The sequence below is a fragment of the Streptomyces hygroscopicus genome (genome assembly GCF_026168105.1).
GTDB classification, from domain to species: Bacteria; Actinomycetota; Actinomycetes; order Streptomycetales; family Streptomycetaceae; genus Streptomyces; species Streptomyces hygroscopicus_D.
Genome location: NZ_LBMW01000061.1, coordinates 1 through 14,784 on the forward strand (window position 1 = coordinate 1; position 14,784 = coordinate 14,784).

Annotated in this window: 13 protein-coding genes; 7 read left to right on the forward strand and 6 right to left on the reverse strand. The window is 69.8% G+C overall.

The genetic code is table 11. The features are described from left to right. Both AAW14_RS34850 and AAW14_RS34855 read left to right on the forward strand, forming a co-directional pair. A partial coding sequence (locus AAW14_RS34850; RefSeq protein ID WP_416223422.1) for an amidohydrolase family protein occupies window positions 1-1,264 on the forward strand: 1,264 nt, incomplete at its 5' end. Between the two features lie 180 nt (window positions 1,265-1,444). After that, complete coding sequence (locus AAW14_RS34855; protein ID WP_265568455.1) at window positions 1,445-2,101, forward strand: SDR family oxidoreductase; 657 nt, start codon at window positions 1,445-1,447, stop codon at window positions 2,099-2,101. A gap of 144 nt (window positions 2,102-2,245) precedes the next feature. On the opposite strand, the gene AAW14_RS34860 is transcribed toward AAW14_RS34855, so the two are convergent. Next, the gene (locus AAW14_RS34860; protein WP_265568456.1) at window positions 2,246-2,458 is read right to left on the reverse strand and encodes a hypothetical protein; all 213 of its coding nucleotides are present in this window, start codon (window positions 2,456-2,458) and stop codon (window positions 2,246-2,248) included. Between the two features lie 132 nt (window positions 2,459-2,590). Between AAW14_RS34860 and AAW14_RS34865 the strand changes: the two genes are divergently transcribed. Then, window positions 2,591-3,154, forward strand: coding sequence for a hypothetical protein (locus AAW14_RS34865; RefSeq protein WP_265568457.1), 564 nt, complete (start codon window positions 2,591-2,593; stop codon window positions 3,152-3,154). Window positions 3,155-3,197: 43 nt separating this feature from the next. On the opposite strand, the gene AAW14_RS34870 is transcribed toward AAW14_RS34865, so the two are convergent. Continuing rightward, complete coding sequence (locus AAW14_RS34870; RefSeq protein ID WP_265568458.1) at window positions 3,198-4,133, reverse strand: hypothetical protein; 936 nt, start codon at window positions 4,131-4,133, stop codon at window positions 3,198-3,200. Window positions 4,134-4,394: 261 nt separating this feature from the next. Next, entirely contained in the window at window positions 4,395-4,736 is a 342-nt protein-coding gene (locus AAW14_RS34875; RefSeq protein WP_265568459.1) for a helix-turn-helix transcriptional regulator, read from the reverse strand. A gap of 185 nt (window positions 4,737-4,921) precedes the next feature. On the opposite strand from AAW14_RS34875, the gene AAW14_RS34880 reads away from it, so the two are divergent. Next, on the forward strand, window positions 4,922-5,257 hold the full coding sequence (locus AAW14_RS34880) for an STAS domain-containing protein (RefSeq protein WP_265568460.1): 336 nt from the start codon (window positions 4,922-4,924) through the stop codon (window positions 5,255-5,257). A 1,336-nt stretch (window positions 5,258-6,593) separates the two neighbouring features. Continuing rightward, window positions 6,594-6,815, forward strand: a complete 222-nt coding sequence (locus tag AAW14_RS34885; RefSeq protein WP_265568461.1) for a hypothetical protein — start codon at window positions 6,594-6,596, stop codon at window positions 6,813-6,815. A 515-nt stretch (window positions 6,816-7,330) separates the two neighbouring features. Here the strand turns inward: AAW14_RS34885 and AAW14_RS34890 are convergent. Next, complete coding sequence (locus tag AAW14_RS34890) at window positions 7,331-8,917, reverse strand: oxidoreductase (RefSeq protein ID WP_265568462.1); 1,587 nt, start codon at window positions 8,915-8,917, stop codon at window positions 7,331-7,333. Window positions 8,918-9,566: 649 nt separating this feature from the next. After that, window positions 9,567-11,849: an MMPL family transporter gene (locus AAW14_RS34900; RefSeq protein ID WP_265568463.1), complete on the reverse strand. Its 2,283-nt coding sequence runs from the start codon at window positions 11,847-11,849 to the stop codon at window positions 9,567-9,569. A 95-nt stretch (window positions 11,850-11,944) separates the two neighbouring features. On the opposite strand from AAW14_RS34900, the gene AAW14_RS34905 reads away from it, so the two are divergent. Both AAW14_RS34905 and AAW14_RS34910 read left to right on the forward strand, forming a co-directional pair. Further along, window positions 11,945-12,634: a TetR/AcrR family transcriptional regulator gene (locus AAW14_RS34905; RefSeq protein ID WP_265568464.1), complete on the forward strand. Its 690-nt coding sequence runs from the start codon at window positions 11,945-11,947 to the stop codon at window positions 12,632-12,634. Between the two features lie 155 nt (window positions 12,635-12,789). Then, window positions 12,790-12,915, forward strand: a complete 126-nt coding sequence (locus tag AAW14_RS34910) for a hypothetical protein (protein ID WP_265568465.1) — start codon at window positions 12,790-12,792, stop codon at window positions 12,913-12,915. 815 nt (window positions 12,916-13,730) lie between these two features. Here AAW14_RS34910 and AAW14_RS34915 read toward each other — a convergent pair. Further along, window positions 13,731-13,928, reverse strand: coding sequence for a hypothetical protein (locus AAW14_RS34915; protein WP_265568466.1), 198 nt, complete (start codon window positions 13,926-13,928; stop codon window positions 13,731-13,733). Between the last annotated feature and the right edge of the window lie 856 nt (window positions 13,929-14,784).

The following is a 14,784-nucleotide window of genomic DNA, read 5'->3' on the forward strand; positions in this document are numbered from 1 at the left end:
GTCCTCCCCGTCCTCCCCGTCCTCCCCGTCCTCCCCGTCCTCCCTTTCCCTGTGCTCCCCATCGGGCCCGGCCAACGCGGCCGCCCTGCTGTTGTGCGGGGCGCGGCTCACCGACGGCCGGACGGTGGATGTGCGGCTGGGCGGCGGGCGCATCGAGGCCGTGGGCACAGCGGGCAGCCTGGCGACGACGGCCGCGGGCGCCCGTGTCGACCTTCGCGGCTATCTGCTCCTGCCGGCCCCCGCCGAGCCGCACGCGCACAGCGACACGGCCCTGTCCGCGGACGGCGACGGCCCGGTGTCGTACGAGCCCGAGGACGTCCAGCGCCGAACCACGGAGGCGGCGCTGCTGCAGCTCGGCCACGGCGCGACGGCCCTGCGCTCGCACGTGCGCATCGGAGACGTACAGGGGCTGGACGCGCTGGCGGCCGTACTGAGGGCGCGGCGTTCGCTCTGCGGGCTCGCCGAACTGACGGCGGTGGCGATGCCGCGGGCACTGACCGGGGCCGCCGGGGCGGACGGTCTCGCGCTGCTGCGGGACGCGCTGAAGATGGGCGCGACGGTGGTGGGCGGCTGCCCGGACGGGGACCCCGATCCGAGCGGGTACACGGAAGCGGTCCTGGAGCTGGCCTCCGAGTTCGGCTGCCCCGTTGACCTGCACACCGACGCCGACGACCCCGCGCGTCTCGCCCGGCTCGCGGCGATGGCGGGCGGCCTGCGTCCCGGGGTGACGCTGGGCCCCTGCGGCGGACTCGGGCGCCTCCCCGCGGAGGCGGCCGCCCGCGCCGCCGACCAGCTCGCCGCCGCGGGTGTGACGGTGGTCTGCCTTCCGCAGGGCGGCTGCGGCGGCGTCGAGCGGCGCGGCACGGCTCCGGTACGGCTGCTGCGGTCGGCCGGGGTGCGGGTCGCGGCGGGCAGCGGGGCGCTCAGGGATGTGTCGAACCCTGTGGGGCGCGGGGATCCCCTTGAGGCGGCGTATCTGCTGACGTCGCGCTATGGGCTGTGCCCCGAGGACGCGTACGACACGGTGAGCGCGTCGGCACGGGCTGCGCTCGGTCTGCCCGAGGTGCGCGTGGAGGCGGGCTTTCCGGCGGAACTCCTCGCCGTGCGCGGCGACCGTCTGGCGGGCGCGTTGTCGCTCGCGTACAGCCGTGTGGTGGTGCACCGGGGGCGCGTGGTGGCTCGTACGAGTGCGGTGCGCGAGTACTGCAACTCGGCGGCGGTGGCGCTGGATCTGCCTCGGCAGGGACGAACGCAGCCGTCGTGAGGGCGAGGTGCCTCGGGGGCGCGTGGAGCGCAAGAGGGGCGCTTGAAGCGCCGACAGCTCTGTGCGGTGAGACGGCGCCGTCTGGGCAATCGCGTGGTGCGCGTGGTGCCCATGGGTGAGAACCGGGACGTGCGTGTGGTCGTGCGGCAAACGCGTCCATCCGGGCGTACGGTCGGAGACATGCGCATTGTCATCGCTGGTGGTCATGGTCAGATCGCGCTGCGGCTGGAGCGGTTGCTCGCCGCGCGCGGTGACGAGGCGGCGGGGATCATCCGCCGCGCGGAACAGGCCGACGATCTGCGGGAGGCGGGCGCCGGGCCGATTGTGTGCGACCTGGAGTCGGCGTCGGTCGAAGAGGTCGCAGGGCACCTGGAGGGGGCCGACGCGGCCGTCTTCGCGGCGGGCGCGGGCCCGGGCAGTGGCGTGGACCGCAAGTTCACGGTGGACCGGGACGCGGCCATCCTGTTCGCGGACGCGGCGGGACGCGCGGGCGTACGCCGGTTCCTCGCCGTCTCGTCGATGGGCGCGGATCCGGAGCACCCGGGCGACGACGTCTTCGACGTCTATCTGCGCGCGAAGGGCGAGGCCGACGCGTACATTCGCGCCCACAAGTCCCTGGACTGGACGATCCTTCGTCCCGGCATGCTCACGAGCGACGCCGGTACGGGCCTCGTACGCCTGGAGGCGCACACCGGTCGCGGCATGATCCCTCGCGACGACGTGGCGGCGGTCCTGGCGGAGCTGGTCGACACGCCCGCGACGGCCGGGCTGGTCCTGGAAGTGATCAGCGGTTCCACCCCGATCTCGGTGGCGGTGAAGTCGATCGCGGGGAACTGAGCGGGGTGGCGGTGCCGGTGCTGGTGCCGGGCGGGGGAGGACGTCTGGTGAACCGGTTGGAGAGACGGCACTCCTGACGAGGCGCCAACGGCTTCGGGAAACGTCTTCGGCGGAAGGGGTTCGGTGGAGCCGGGACACCACCCGTCAGAAGAGGGGCAACTGCCCGGGGAACTCCGGCACGGCGTACCCGTCGAGGGTGGGCTGCGCGGCGTCGGCCTGCGCGAGCCGACGCGATCCCGCGCAGGAGACGAGCACCCCGCTGTCCAGCGCCCCCGGCGGGTCGTGCCGCGCGAACCGTCCCGCGACGACGGCGATGTCCCGACGGCACTCGGGGCAGTGCCTGCGGCGCGACGACATGACCCCAGCGTACGAGCACGGGGTCGGCCGACACAGGGAGCGGCCGCACGGAGAGCGGTCGCGCCCCGTGGGCAGTCGCCGAACACATCAACTGCCTGGTAGTCATGGGGCGTGCGCTTCGAGATGGTTCCCATGCCGCCGACCGTTGAGGCCAGGCCCCGCGACACCCGCGGCTACCCCGTTCCGGCGATCACCCCGTGGGAGGGGGAACAACCGCAGTTCGCCCTCACGGACTACGAGCGCAGCGCCAACTGTGCCCGCAAGCGGCTCTGCTCGGTCTGCAACGAGGTCATGCCGCGGGGTCCGGTCTGGCGGGTGGTGGGCGCCGCGGAGAGCGCCGCGATCGGGGAGGCGCTGGCCGCCGGGCGCCCCTACCGCAATCTCGCGCCGACCTTGGAAGGGCCCGGGCACCGCGCGTGCATGCTGTACGCCTCGATGGTGTGCCCGTACCTGGCCCGTCCCAACGCGCGGCGAGGGCTGTCGGCGGCCGAACCCGACGAGATGACCGAGCATGTCGTTCGGGGCGCCGTCCGTGGCGCGATGGGCGCGGTGGTGGCGTTCAAGGACTACGAGTACGCGATCACCAGCAGCCAGGTCCTGTTCCGATTCCTCGAGGTGGTCGAGTTCCTGCCGCACGACACGGCCGACGCGCATCTGGAAGAACTGAGGGCCGAACTCGCCCGGGCGGCGGAGTGACTCCGCGCCTCGGACGGGCCCGGCCGGGTCCCGTCGGACGGGATCAGGGGCGGTAGGCGGCCAGGCCGACGACCGAGGTGACCTTGGTCGGGTGGCCCGAGCCGTTGGCGGGCATGGTCACGGTGCCGGCGGGGGTCCGCACGGCCAGTGTGGTGCCGTCGGCGGACCAGGCGGGCTCGGTGTAGTCGGTGGTGGCGTGCGGGGTGAGGTCCGTGACGTGGCCTCGGCCGTTGGTGAAGTCCTCCACGAGGATGTGGTCGTGGCCGGCGACGGAGCGCACGAAGACGATCTCCTCCTCGTTGGGCGACAGCGCCGGCTGTGAGCCCTTGGTCAGCGCGCTGCCCTGCTGCCGGATGTAGTCGTCGCGGATGTAGACGTCACCGGTGTTGGCGTTCGCGTAGACCGAAGTGCCGTAGCTGCCGGCCGCGTTCGGCCACACGTTGCCGGTCTGCGGCAGCGCCGGTACGCCCTCGCCGGCCTCTCTGCCCAGGGGCAGCGTCCTGGGCGTGCCGTTGACTGCCGTGGCGGCCACGTACTCCAGCTTGGACACGCCCTTGGCGCGGGCGGCGAAGATGAGGTTGTTCTTCGCGGGGATGCCGTCGCGGGGGTCGGCCTTGGTGACCTGCCAGGTGGGGTGGGACCAGTTCTGGTTGCCGGGATTCTTGGCGACGACGACGCGGTGGCTGCCGTCCGGGTTGGCGATGTCCAGGTTCCCCGCGCCGTCGATGAAGGCGGCCTTGGTGCCGTTGGGGGACCAGGCGAGGTCCCGGACGACCGCTCCGAAGTTCACCCAGCGGCCGTTGATCAGTACGTACTTGGTGCCGTTGCTGATCGTCAGGGTCCCGTGCGAGCTGCCCTTGGCGACTGCGGCAGCCGGGGCGGCGGCCAGGGCGGCGCCGGATCCGCTCAGCAGTACGGTGCCGGTGACGGCGGCAGCGAGGGCGATGGCGGCAGCAGTGTTACGGACACGAGCGGTCATGAATTGATCCCCCAGGGACATCGGCAGATGGTGAGCTGCGTCAGTGCCAGAGCCGCATCGCTGTCCCGGGGCTGTTCCGCGCCGCCCGACCGCTTGCCGCTCTGTTCGATGGGAGGAGCCTGGCAGCCTACTGTCCGTGAACCGTGCGTCCGATGTCACAGCCGCGCAACACGACACCGCCGAGGGCGTCGCGTCACCCGCCGAAGTGGCGTACAGACGTGAGGTACTGACGGAGCATCCGCGAGGAGGCGTGGCTGGCTCTTACTGTGAACGGGCCTGCGCGGCCGGCTGGGTGACACGGCTGGCCTCGTCCTGAACCAGCAGGGAGAGCAGGGACGCGACGGTGAGACCGGCTTCAGCCGGATGCCGTAGCACTTTGCCCGGCTCGATGCGATACGTGTTCGTACGCCCCTCGCGCGTGTGGGACAGGTAGCCGTCCTGTTCAAGATCGGAAATGATGCGCTGAACGGCTCGTTCGGTGAGCCGACAGTGAGCGGCGATGTCACGGATGCGGATGTTCGGGTCGTCGGCAATGGCTGCCAGCACACGTGCGTGGTTGGTGACGAACGTCCATCCGGTGTGAGATTCAGGCACTCCAACCATGCCTCAATCCTACGGTTTACCCCTGGCCCTGGTCGAACACCTGACATATATTTCATGTACGCAGTGACGTGTCCGACGGGGGAAGATCCGCGAGGGAGGACGGACAGGTGCCCTGGGACGAGGCCGTTGGGCCGAAGTGTGCCCACTGGGCGGAGTCTTCGACGCAATCCGAAGGACGACCCGTTGTGGCCGCGAGCCTGCCCTACCTACTGACCGTCAACAACCATCCCCGCAGCGGCAGGACGGTCGTGGTGCTGCGCGGGGCGATCGACCACGACTCCGAAGACGTGCTCAGGCGCTCCCTGGTCGGCGCCCTCAACTCTTCCGTCCACGGCATCGATCTCGACCTCAAAGAGGTCTCCTTCTGGGACTGTGCCAGCCTGAACGTCCTTCTCGCCGTGCGCCGACTGGCACTGCAGAAAGGCAAGTCAGTGACCATACGGGCGGCCGGCCCCGCAGTGGAACGCGTACTGGAGCTGACCGACACGCTGCCGCTCTTCACTGCCCGCACCAAGCACTGACCCGCACTTTTCGCCGGTTCGAGCGGGTGACGGAGCCGCCGCCGACCCGGCCAACAGGGCCCCGCCCCGGCCAACAAGACCCCGCCACCCCGCGAGAGGGCCCGCGGTCGCGGCACACGGCTCCACGGCACACGGCACACGGCACACGGCACACGGCACACGGCTCGGACGGGACCACCGCACGGACCGGTCCGGCGCTGGACCGGTCCGGCGCTGGACCGGTCCGGCGCCTGCTCGGCCACGTCATACCGGCCTCCTGCGGAGTGACGCGCGCGAGGACAGCGTTGAGCAGCGGAGTGATCAGGAGACCGTTGCCCGCGCCGACGGCGACCAGGCCGGGCAGCAGCACGGCCGGCCCGAGCCCGCCACCCGAGGACGCGCCGACGGCGACGGTCGCCGCGAAGCCCGCCGGGCCGACGAGGGCGCCCGCCTCCAGCCCCCACCGCCCGCACCTCGGGGCGAGCCGGCCGGCGAGCAGTCCGGTGACGAAGAAGGCCACAACGAGCGGCGTGCAGCACAGGCCCGCCCTTAACGCCGAGAGGTCCAGACCGTCCTGCATGGTCAGTGACAGAATCGAGCCGGTCGCTGAGGTCTGCCCGGCCGGTCAGCCGGTCAGCCGGTCGGCCTGGGCTGGTAGCGGTCGGCTGCGGTCATCGTGGTTGCTGTAACTCGCTGCTGTATAGCCACACAACTGACCGCACAGCTGACCACCTACGCCTGCGACCACGTGGTCGATTGGCCCGGAAACCCTGATCAGCCCCGGATCCGTCCGGCACAGTGTGAGACAGGTCACCCTGTTTCGATTCTGCTCGAAAGATCGCCCCGGAGTATGAGGAGACCTCCTCCGTTCCGCGTCTCCGCAGATCAGAGGGGTCTCCCCCGTGAGTGGCGGCGCCAGGATTCGAACCTGGGTGGACATAGCCGACAAATTGCTGGTTTGCCGGTCTCGACAGGGGCAGAGGCGCAACTCCAGTACTGGGTGGACCTCCGGTGGCGTCGGGGCGGTCGGCCCGTCTGGCGCGTCCGTCCGGCATGACTGGGGCCGGTGGGGGTGCAGCGAGGACCACGCGTGCCTGGTCGGTCGGCGGGCCCGCCGTCGTGGCTGACTGTCGTCGGCTGAGGCTCGTGCCACAACCGTGCCCGACGCGCAGGTCGGCCACGGTCAACGATGTCCTGCGATCGAGTTTCGGTCTCTCGCACCAGGTATCGAAACCGCAGGTCATCGGCACGACGCCCCCGCCCCTCTCCTGAAGTCGATGTTGCCGTCCTGATCTGTGTCGAAACCGACGTGGACGGCCGCAGCGAAGGGGATGCCCGCAGGCGCATACTGGGGGCAATGACAAAGCCTGCTGCACCGAAGCGTCACTTGCCTACCAGCCCCTTCAAGGCCCCGGTCACGCCAGCTCCCAAGCACTTCGCCGTGGGCGACCAGGTCACGCACGACGTGTACGGCCTCGGCCGGGTGATCGGCATCGAGGACGGGATCGCGGCGCTCGTGGATTTCGGCTCGACGCAAGAGCGGATCCTGAGCCCGTACGCCAAGATGACCAAGCTGTAGGACCCGCTGTGCCCGATCACGGCACGCCATGTCCCTTCAGGGACGTAACGAAGGGAGACCTCTCATCGATCTGACCTCGCTGTTCTCCGCTCTGGAAGTGGCACCTCGCTGTTCGGCCACAGCATTGCCGCCTCCGACGACAAACCCCTTCCAGGCCCCGGACTTCGGGGAAGACGAGGCCTCTGTGTTCGAGGACCCGCAAGGACACGTCTCAGGCATGAGTGCGGCGTGACCCAAGGCAGCCGGCTCCCACCGGTTACGGGGGAAGCGGCAGCTTGCCACGGGCCTTCCATCTCAGATTCCGTTCTCTCCCGAGCAACGGATCAGCAGGCTCCTGACATCCACGGCTGACATCGACAACTCCGAACGGAGGCGTGCACCAGCGTCTCTGCCCGGCTGTCGCACCAGTCGACGGCAGCAGCCGTGGCGGACTCGGATCGAACTCCTGAAGCAGGTGTCGCAGCTTCGCATTGCCCGGGACGCGGGCAACCCGGTGCGAGTTGGCATCGGGATGGTCACTGACGGCTGATCGCTCGGGAGATTCCGGCAGCGACGGTGGTGGCGAGGATCCAGCCGGCGGCGGTCAGCGCGTAGGCGAGCCATTGGCCGGTGCCGCGAGGCGCGAAGGCGGCTTCTTGACCGAAACTGGCGATCGGGAGCAGCACGTCCACCGTGTAGAAGAGGGCGTTGAACTGTGGCGTCTTGCCCGCTTCGAGCGGTGCCGGCGGGTGCTGCGTGAAGAAGAGCGTGCCGATGGCAAGCAGTGCCAGGAGCCACAGAGCGGCGCGGAGGGGCCGGTAGCCGTAGCCGACAGTGACGTCCTGGATATGGCCCCACAGTCGGCGGTGGAGCGGAAGGGCGGCGCGGCGGTGGCGTTGTTTGGCGAGGAGCACCGTGCGTGCCTCGTCCTCGTGGCCGAGGCGGCGGTATGAAGCCGCGAGTTGCTCATACGGCTGCGGGACGTACCCGTCAGTGCCGCGTCGGAGCCAGTCAAGGCGCTCGGGGGCTGTGAGCGGGGTGGCGAGGCTGTCGTAGACGGTCTCGGCGAGGCGGAGATCAGCGGGCCAGGAATCCGCGGCGTCGTACAAGGTGCCCAGGTGGGCGCTGCCGGCGTCGACAGTGCCGTCGATCGGCTGCCGAGTGCGCAGGTCGGTTTCCCGGGCCTGGGCCAGGCGCAGGGACACGGCGGTGCCGCCCGGATTTGTCACGGTAGCGTCGCGGAAGCTGAGCCGGGTTCCGATGCGGCTGCCGTCGAGTTTGATGCCGCCTTCGACACTGAGCCCCTCACCGAGGTCGAAGTTGCGGTTCACGCCGACGTCGACGGCCTCCAGGGCGATATCGCCGGAGTTGCACAGCCGAGCCCCGCAGAACCCGATCGCCGCGCCGACTGTGGCGCCGGAGAGAATTATCCGTCCCTCGGCGGTGAAGCCCGGGTGGAAGGTGAAGTCCTCGGTGATCTGGACGTGGTAGGCATCCAGGGCGTGACCCCCTGGGTTGCTGAGGGTGGCGCCCTCCAGGTCGAACTCGCCGGAGACGGAGGCCCCGGACAGGCGAAATCCACCCTGGACGTCCAGGTTCCTGCACAGCATGTCGCCACCGGCGCGCAGATGCACGGCGGATATCGCCTCGGTCTCCGGCGCCGTGATCACCGTGTCCGTCAAGTCGACATCCCCGTGGATCCGGGCCCGGGTGAGCAGCAGAGGGCCGCTCAGGCGGCACCGTGACAGCACCAGCCTGCCGTCGATCTGGGCCATACCGACATCGAGCCCCGGCAGCGTGCATCCGGTGAGGACCACCTCGTGGATCCTGGCTCCCTGCAACAGGGGCACGGCTTCGAAGCTGCAGTCTGCCAGGACGACCGGCATCAGGACTTCCACAAAGCGCACGTCCAGGAGACCGGTGATGCGGGCCCCGGTCAGACGCAGCGCCGGACGATCTCCTGGGGCGGGCTCGTCGCCGGCACCGAGCAGCAGCGCCGCGACAACCTCGGCCCGTACGGTCGGCTCCTCCGATGACGCCCCGCTGCGGACGTCGACAGCGCCCCCCTGTGCGAAGGAGTTCCACAACTGGCGCTCACCGGGGCTCAGTTCGTCAAGGCGCATGATCCACGATCATCTCTGGCGCACACATCACCAGGCAAGACTGATTGTCAAAGGCAACGCCCTGCGGTCCGCGCAAACACGGTGCGGCAACGGAGTAGACAGCAACCGTGACGCCTGCAGACGACCATCGTGGGCCACGAGCAGCCCCCCGACCAGCCATTGCCACCGCAGTGCCCGCATCCGGCAGTTCGGGACGAAGTGGTCGTGCCAGATGCGTGCCACGTTGTGCGGGGAGCCTCGGGGAACACCGGAGCCGGCTCTCGTTGCCGCGCCCACAGCAGGCGTAGTACGGGCTGACGTCCATGATGGCCGGGATCTTCAGGCCGGCGGACGCCGGCTCGCTGGGCCGGATGATGTCGGCCGCCACGCGATCGGTGTGGCCGTTCCGGTCACCGCCGGGCCCGGTGTCCACCCAGACCGTCTCCCGGATGGCGTTGGCGTAGGAGTGGACAGGTTGGCCGGCACCGTTGCGGACCGTACCGGCGGCACCGCCGGAGCTGTCCGACTGCCGCCGCCAACGCTGCTCGCATGCACGGCTGTTGGGCCGAGCAACGCCACCGCGAGCGCGGCGAGCAGCATGGCGACGACGGCTATGGAGTCATATCGACGATTTGTCAAAGGCGCGGCGGTAGTTCTCAACGACTTGTCATCAGTGGGATTCCGACAAGTCACTGACCACTTCTTCTTGCCGAGCGCGGGCGTGGTCCGGTGCCGGGGACGGCGCCGGGGCGGGTGTCTCGGAGAGTCCGATGCGGCGGTGCAGGCGGCGTAGCGGAGCCGGGGCGTACCAGGCGGCGGAGCCCAGCAGGCGCATGGATGCGGGCACCAGCACGCCGCGGACCAGGATCGAGTCCAGGACGATGGCCAGGCCGCTGCCCAGGCCGAACATCTGCAGAAAGCTCACCTTGCCGGTGGCGAAGGCGAAGAAGCTGACGGCCAGTAGTCCGGCTGCGGTGGTCACGATCCGGCCGGTCCTGGCCAGGCCCTGGGTGACGGCCTCGTGCGGATCCGCGCCGTGGTCGTGCAGTTCCTTGATCCGGCTGGTGACGAAGACCTCGTAGTCCATGCTCAGCCCGAAGGCCACGCAGAACATCAGCACGGCCATCGAGGTGTCCATCGGCTGCGGGCTGAAGCCCAACAGGCCTGACAGGTGGCCGTCCTGGAACATCCAGACCATGGTGCCCAGCGCCGCAGACAGGGTGACCGCGTTCAGCACCAGCGCGCGCAGCGGCTGCACCACGCTGCCCGTGAAGAGGAACAGCAGCAGGAAGGTGGTGGCCGCGACCAAGCCGATCGCGTAGGGCAGCTTGGCGGCGATGGTGTGCTTGGCGTCGACCAGGGCTGCGTCGCCGCCGCCGACCAGGGTGTGCGTCCCGGCCGGGGCAGGCGCGGCGCGCAGGGCCCGGACCAGGTCCTGGGCGGCGGCGGACCTGGACGCGGTGGCCGTGGCGACGATCAGGCGCTGGGCGTCCACGGTGCCGAGCGGGGCCAGGGCGCCGGTGGCGGGGGCGATGAGCGCTCCGCCGTGGAAGATCCCGGCGCTGCTCTGCACGTCCGCGACGCCGCCGATTCGGGACAGGGATCCGGCGTAGGCGGCGAGCGAACCGGCGTCGACGGGCCCGTCGGTGACGATTTGCACAGCCGAGCTGTCATTGCCGGGGAAGCGCGAGGCGAGCAGGTCGGCGACCTGGCGGCTGGGTGCGCTGCTGGGCAGGACCCGCTGGTCCGGGGTGCCGAAGGTGACCCCGAGCAGCGGGCTGGCGGCGAGCAGCAGCAGGGCGAGGACGGGCAGCACCCACAGGGCGGGCCGGCGCATGACCCGTGCGGCGAGGCGTCCCCAGCCGGGGGCCGAGGCGCCGGGGACGGTCCTGGGCCAGGGCAGGCGCCAGGCGTTGACGCGGGTGCCGAGCAGGGCGAGCAGCGCCGGGACGACGAACAGCGCGGCTAGCGCAGCGATGGCCACGACGCCGATGCCCGCATAGGCGAACGAGCGCAGGAAGAAGGGCGGGAAGAGCAGCAGCGCGGCCATCGCGGAGGCCACTGTGGCGGCGGAGAACACGATGGTGCGGCCCGCCGAGCTGACCGTGGCGACGAGCGCGTCGGGTACCGGCTGCCCTGCGGCGAGCTCCTCCCGGAAGCGGCTGACCAGCAGCAGCGCGTAGTCGATGCCCAGGCCCAGACCGAGCGCGGTGGTGATGTTGATCGCGAAGACGGAGACGCTGGTGACACTGCCCAGCACATCGAGCTCGGCGAAGGTCCCCAGCACGGCGATGATGCCCACGGCGAGCGGCAGCAGGGCGGCCACGGCACTGCCGAACGCCAGCGCGAGGAGCAGCAGGGTGACCGGGACGGCGATGCCCTCGGCGAGCCCCAGATCCTTGGCGACCTGGGCGGAGACATCGTGGTTGACACCTCGCGGACCCCCGGCCTGGATGCTGAGCGCACCCTGGTCGCCGGTGTAACGGGTGATCAGGTCCTGGGCGGTGGTGGCAGCTTGCTCCTCGGTGCCCCGGACGTGGGCGAGTATCAGGGCATCCGTGCCGTCCGGGGTGCGCAGGGACGCGGCGCCCGCGTCCCAGTACGAGGTGAGGTAGGCGAGACCGGGTTCTGACCGGAGTCTGGCGGTGAGGGCGTGTCCGGCGGCGTCGGCGGGACCGGCGTCGACCCGCCCGGTACGGGCGTGGACGAGCAGCACCAGGTCGCTCTGCCCGCCGAAGCGCGCGTCGATGAGGGCGGCGGCGCGGCTCGACGGCGACTTCGGGTCGTCGAAGCCGCCGCCCTGGAGCTTGCCGAAGGCGCCGACGCCGAGGACGCCGGCGGCCAGCATCGCTACCACGGACAGCGCCAGGACCACGCGTGCGCGACGGTGGACCAGGCGGCCGAGCCGTGCCAGCGGCCCGGGTGGACGGTTTTGAGGCTGCGTTCCGTTCATGGGTCCCTTCCGGGGATTACGGCATGCTCAATGTTTACGCCGTGAACATTGGCACGATAATGCTAACGGCGTCAACATGCGGCAGAGTAGAAAGCGTGAACGAGCGAAGCCAGCAACAGCGCAGCGCCTACCATCACGGCGATCTGCACAAGGCGCTGTCCGCGGCCGGAGCGGAACTCGCCCGGGAGGGCGGCCCCGAAGCGGTGGTACTGCGCGAGGCCGCGCGCCGGGTCGGGGTCTCCCCCACCGCCGCCTACCGGCACTTCGCCAACCACGCCGACCTGCTGGGCGAGGTGAAGGAGCAGGCTCAGACGGCGCTCGCGGACGCGATGCGGGCGGCACTCGACCGCGCGGACGAATCCACCCCCGCCGTCGACGCGGGGCTCCGGGCCCGGGGGCGACTGCTCGCGATCGGACGCGGCTACGTCAACTTCGCCCTCGACCAGCCGGGGCTGTTCCGCACCGCCTTCCACCGCCTCGAGCACACCGGAGCAGCCCGGCAGGAGCAGGACCGGGACCTGGGTCCCGGCCTGGACGACCTGGGCTTCGCCGCACGGTCCTACCGCCTGCTCGGCGACATCCTCGACGAGCTCTTAGCGGCAGGCCTGATCGCCCCCGACCGCAGGCCCGGCGCCGAGGCCGCCGCCTGGGCCGGCGTCCACGGCCTGGCGTCGCTGCTACTCGACGGACCCCTGCGCAGGCTGCCCCGCAGCGCCCGTGACCAGGTCGTCGAGCTCACACTCGCAGTGATCGCCGATGGCCTGCGGCCCGCCGCGCCGATCTGACTCCCCCCGTAGCTCCGCCTGCGGCGCATCCGCACCGGCACGGCCGGAATTGGGCCCAGGGGCCCCGGCGCGGAATCTGTGGACGCATTCCGGCATGGGACAGCAGGAGCATGATCATCCGGTCGCGCGCCGAGCGGCAGGCGAGGAACATCGCAATGACCTCTCGGCCGCGAGCCCACCATCGGCTGCAGGTGCCCGAGACCAAGGTCGCCCTGCGCAGCGGGAGCGCTTGGCGCTGCTCCGCCCCCGCCACGGCGTTCTCGTCCTTCGAACTCTCCTGAGGCAGGACGAGCTGCGCGACCCCGGAGACATCGCGCCCTCCACTCCGATCACCGACCGGGAGCTGGAGCTGGCCGAGGCGCTGATCCGGGAACTCGCCGGCATCAACGTCGGCGAGGTGGACGACGACTACGCCCACGCCCTTGAGCAGCTCGTGGACGCGAAGATCACCGGCGGTGAGCTCGTCCAGTCGGCGGAGCCTTCCCCGGCGCTGGACCTGATGGCAGCACTTGAGGCGAGTGTCCGCCTTGCTGAGCGGGCGCACGTGCGCCCTTCGGCACGGCCTCGGCCATGGCCTTTGTCCGGCCAGCTATCACCGGCAGGCTTCCCAAGGCCCCTGGCCCTCCATCGCTGGAGGTCACAGGGACCACCTCTGTGTCGTTTGAGCGATCCCGACGTGCCGGCCGCGGGAGCATCCGGGCAGAGTGCAGGCGGCTGGCCGTCGACAACGAGGACCCGACGACATCGCCCAAACACGCCGCCAATCGCGCCCACTTGGTCCGCGTCCGGTCCGGAATCCCTGATCAGCCCCGGAATCCGCCCGGCACAGCGTGAAACAAGTCACCCTGTTTCGATTCTGCTCAAAAGATCGTCCCAGAGCACGAAGAGACCCTCTCTGATCTGCGTCTCCGCAGATCAGAGAGGGTCTTCCCCAAAGTGGCGGCGCCAGGATTCGAACCTGGGTAGGCATAGCCGACAGATTTACAGTCCGATCACGCTCGGAAAGCGGACGCACCTCCTACCTGCGACAACGGCCCTTACCGGATGCGAGTCACATCTCCTCGTCCACGTCTCGTCCACGCTGGCAGCCCGCGATTCATTCGGCAATAAAGCGATGTGCTGCCAGGCCGAGACTCGCGACACCCATGAACGCTGCGCCACTGGCCCCCATCACGGTCGGCGCAGCGGCACCCGCCAGGTGGAAGAGTGCACCAGCCACTGCGGCTACCCCCAGGCTGGCCAGAAGGATGATCGCCAGCCAGATGCCCCTCTGGGAGGGACTTTTCCCGTTCACCTGATCTCCTCCTCTCAGCGCTCTCGCGCCGAGCAACCGTATTCGCCTGCGCCCTCTAGCGAGGCAGCTCCAAAGGTGACAGAGGAAAAATCGCAGGTCAAAAGCCCTAAATGACGCTAGTAGAGGAGTCTCGATGCTTGCGCGAAGACTTACCCACGCCTTCCCAGGGTCACAACCCGGCAACTATGGAGCAGAGGTTGAATGCTCTTGGGGGAAGGTACTAAGGAAGAACCCCCCTGGACCCCCAGTATCCCTGGGACCCCTGTACCCCCCGTTTCTCCTCCACGAAGGTCGACGACTTGCAGAACCCACTACACCCCGCGGCAGTCAGGCGGTTAGAGAAAGCTGTCGATAAGGCGGCGCGGCGTGGGAAGGTGCCGTTTCCACCCACCTTCGTCAGGTCGCAGGTTGACGGGGAGCAGCCCCCCCTCGCCCGACTCGTCCAAGGCGGCCGGGGCGGTGAGGTCCGTCTCAAGCTGTACCTGTGCATCACGATGATGGCCACGGCGGCCCCCTACGACATCCGACAGCCGCCTGTCCCGCTCTCTTGGGCTCGCATGCTCGCTCTGCCACCTGACACCGGCTCGCGGCGGGTAAGCAGCAACCTCAAGTGGCTGAGTCGCAATGGCTTCATCGAATTGGAGCCGAGGCCCGGCAACACTCCCGCTATCAAATTGTTGTCCACAGAGGCGGTCGAGCGCCCGTATGTGCGCGCCAGCACTCAGGGACGGTACGTAGGCGTCCCGATGGAGTTCTGGCGGAACGGCTGGATCCTTCATCTAAGCGCAACAGGCATCGCCATATTGTTTGCACTGCTCGAACATCAAGGCGGCCATGAAAAGCCCCGCTATATCAC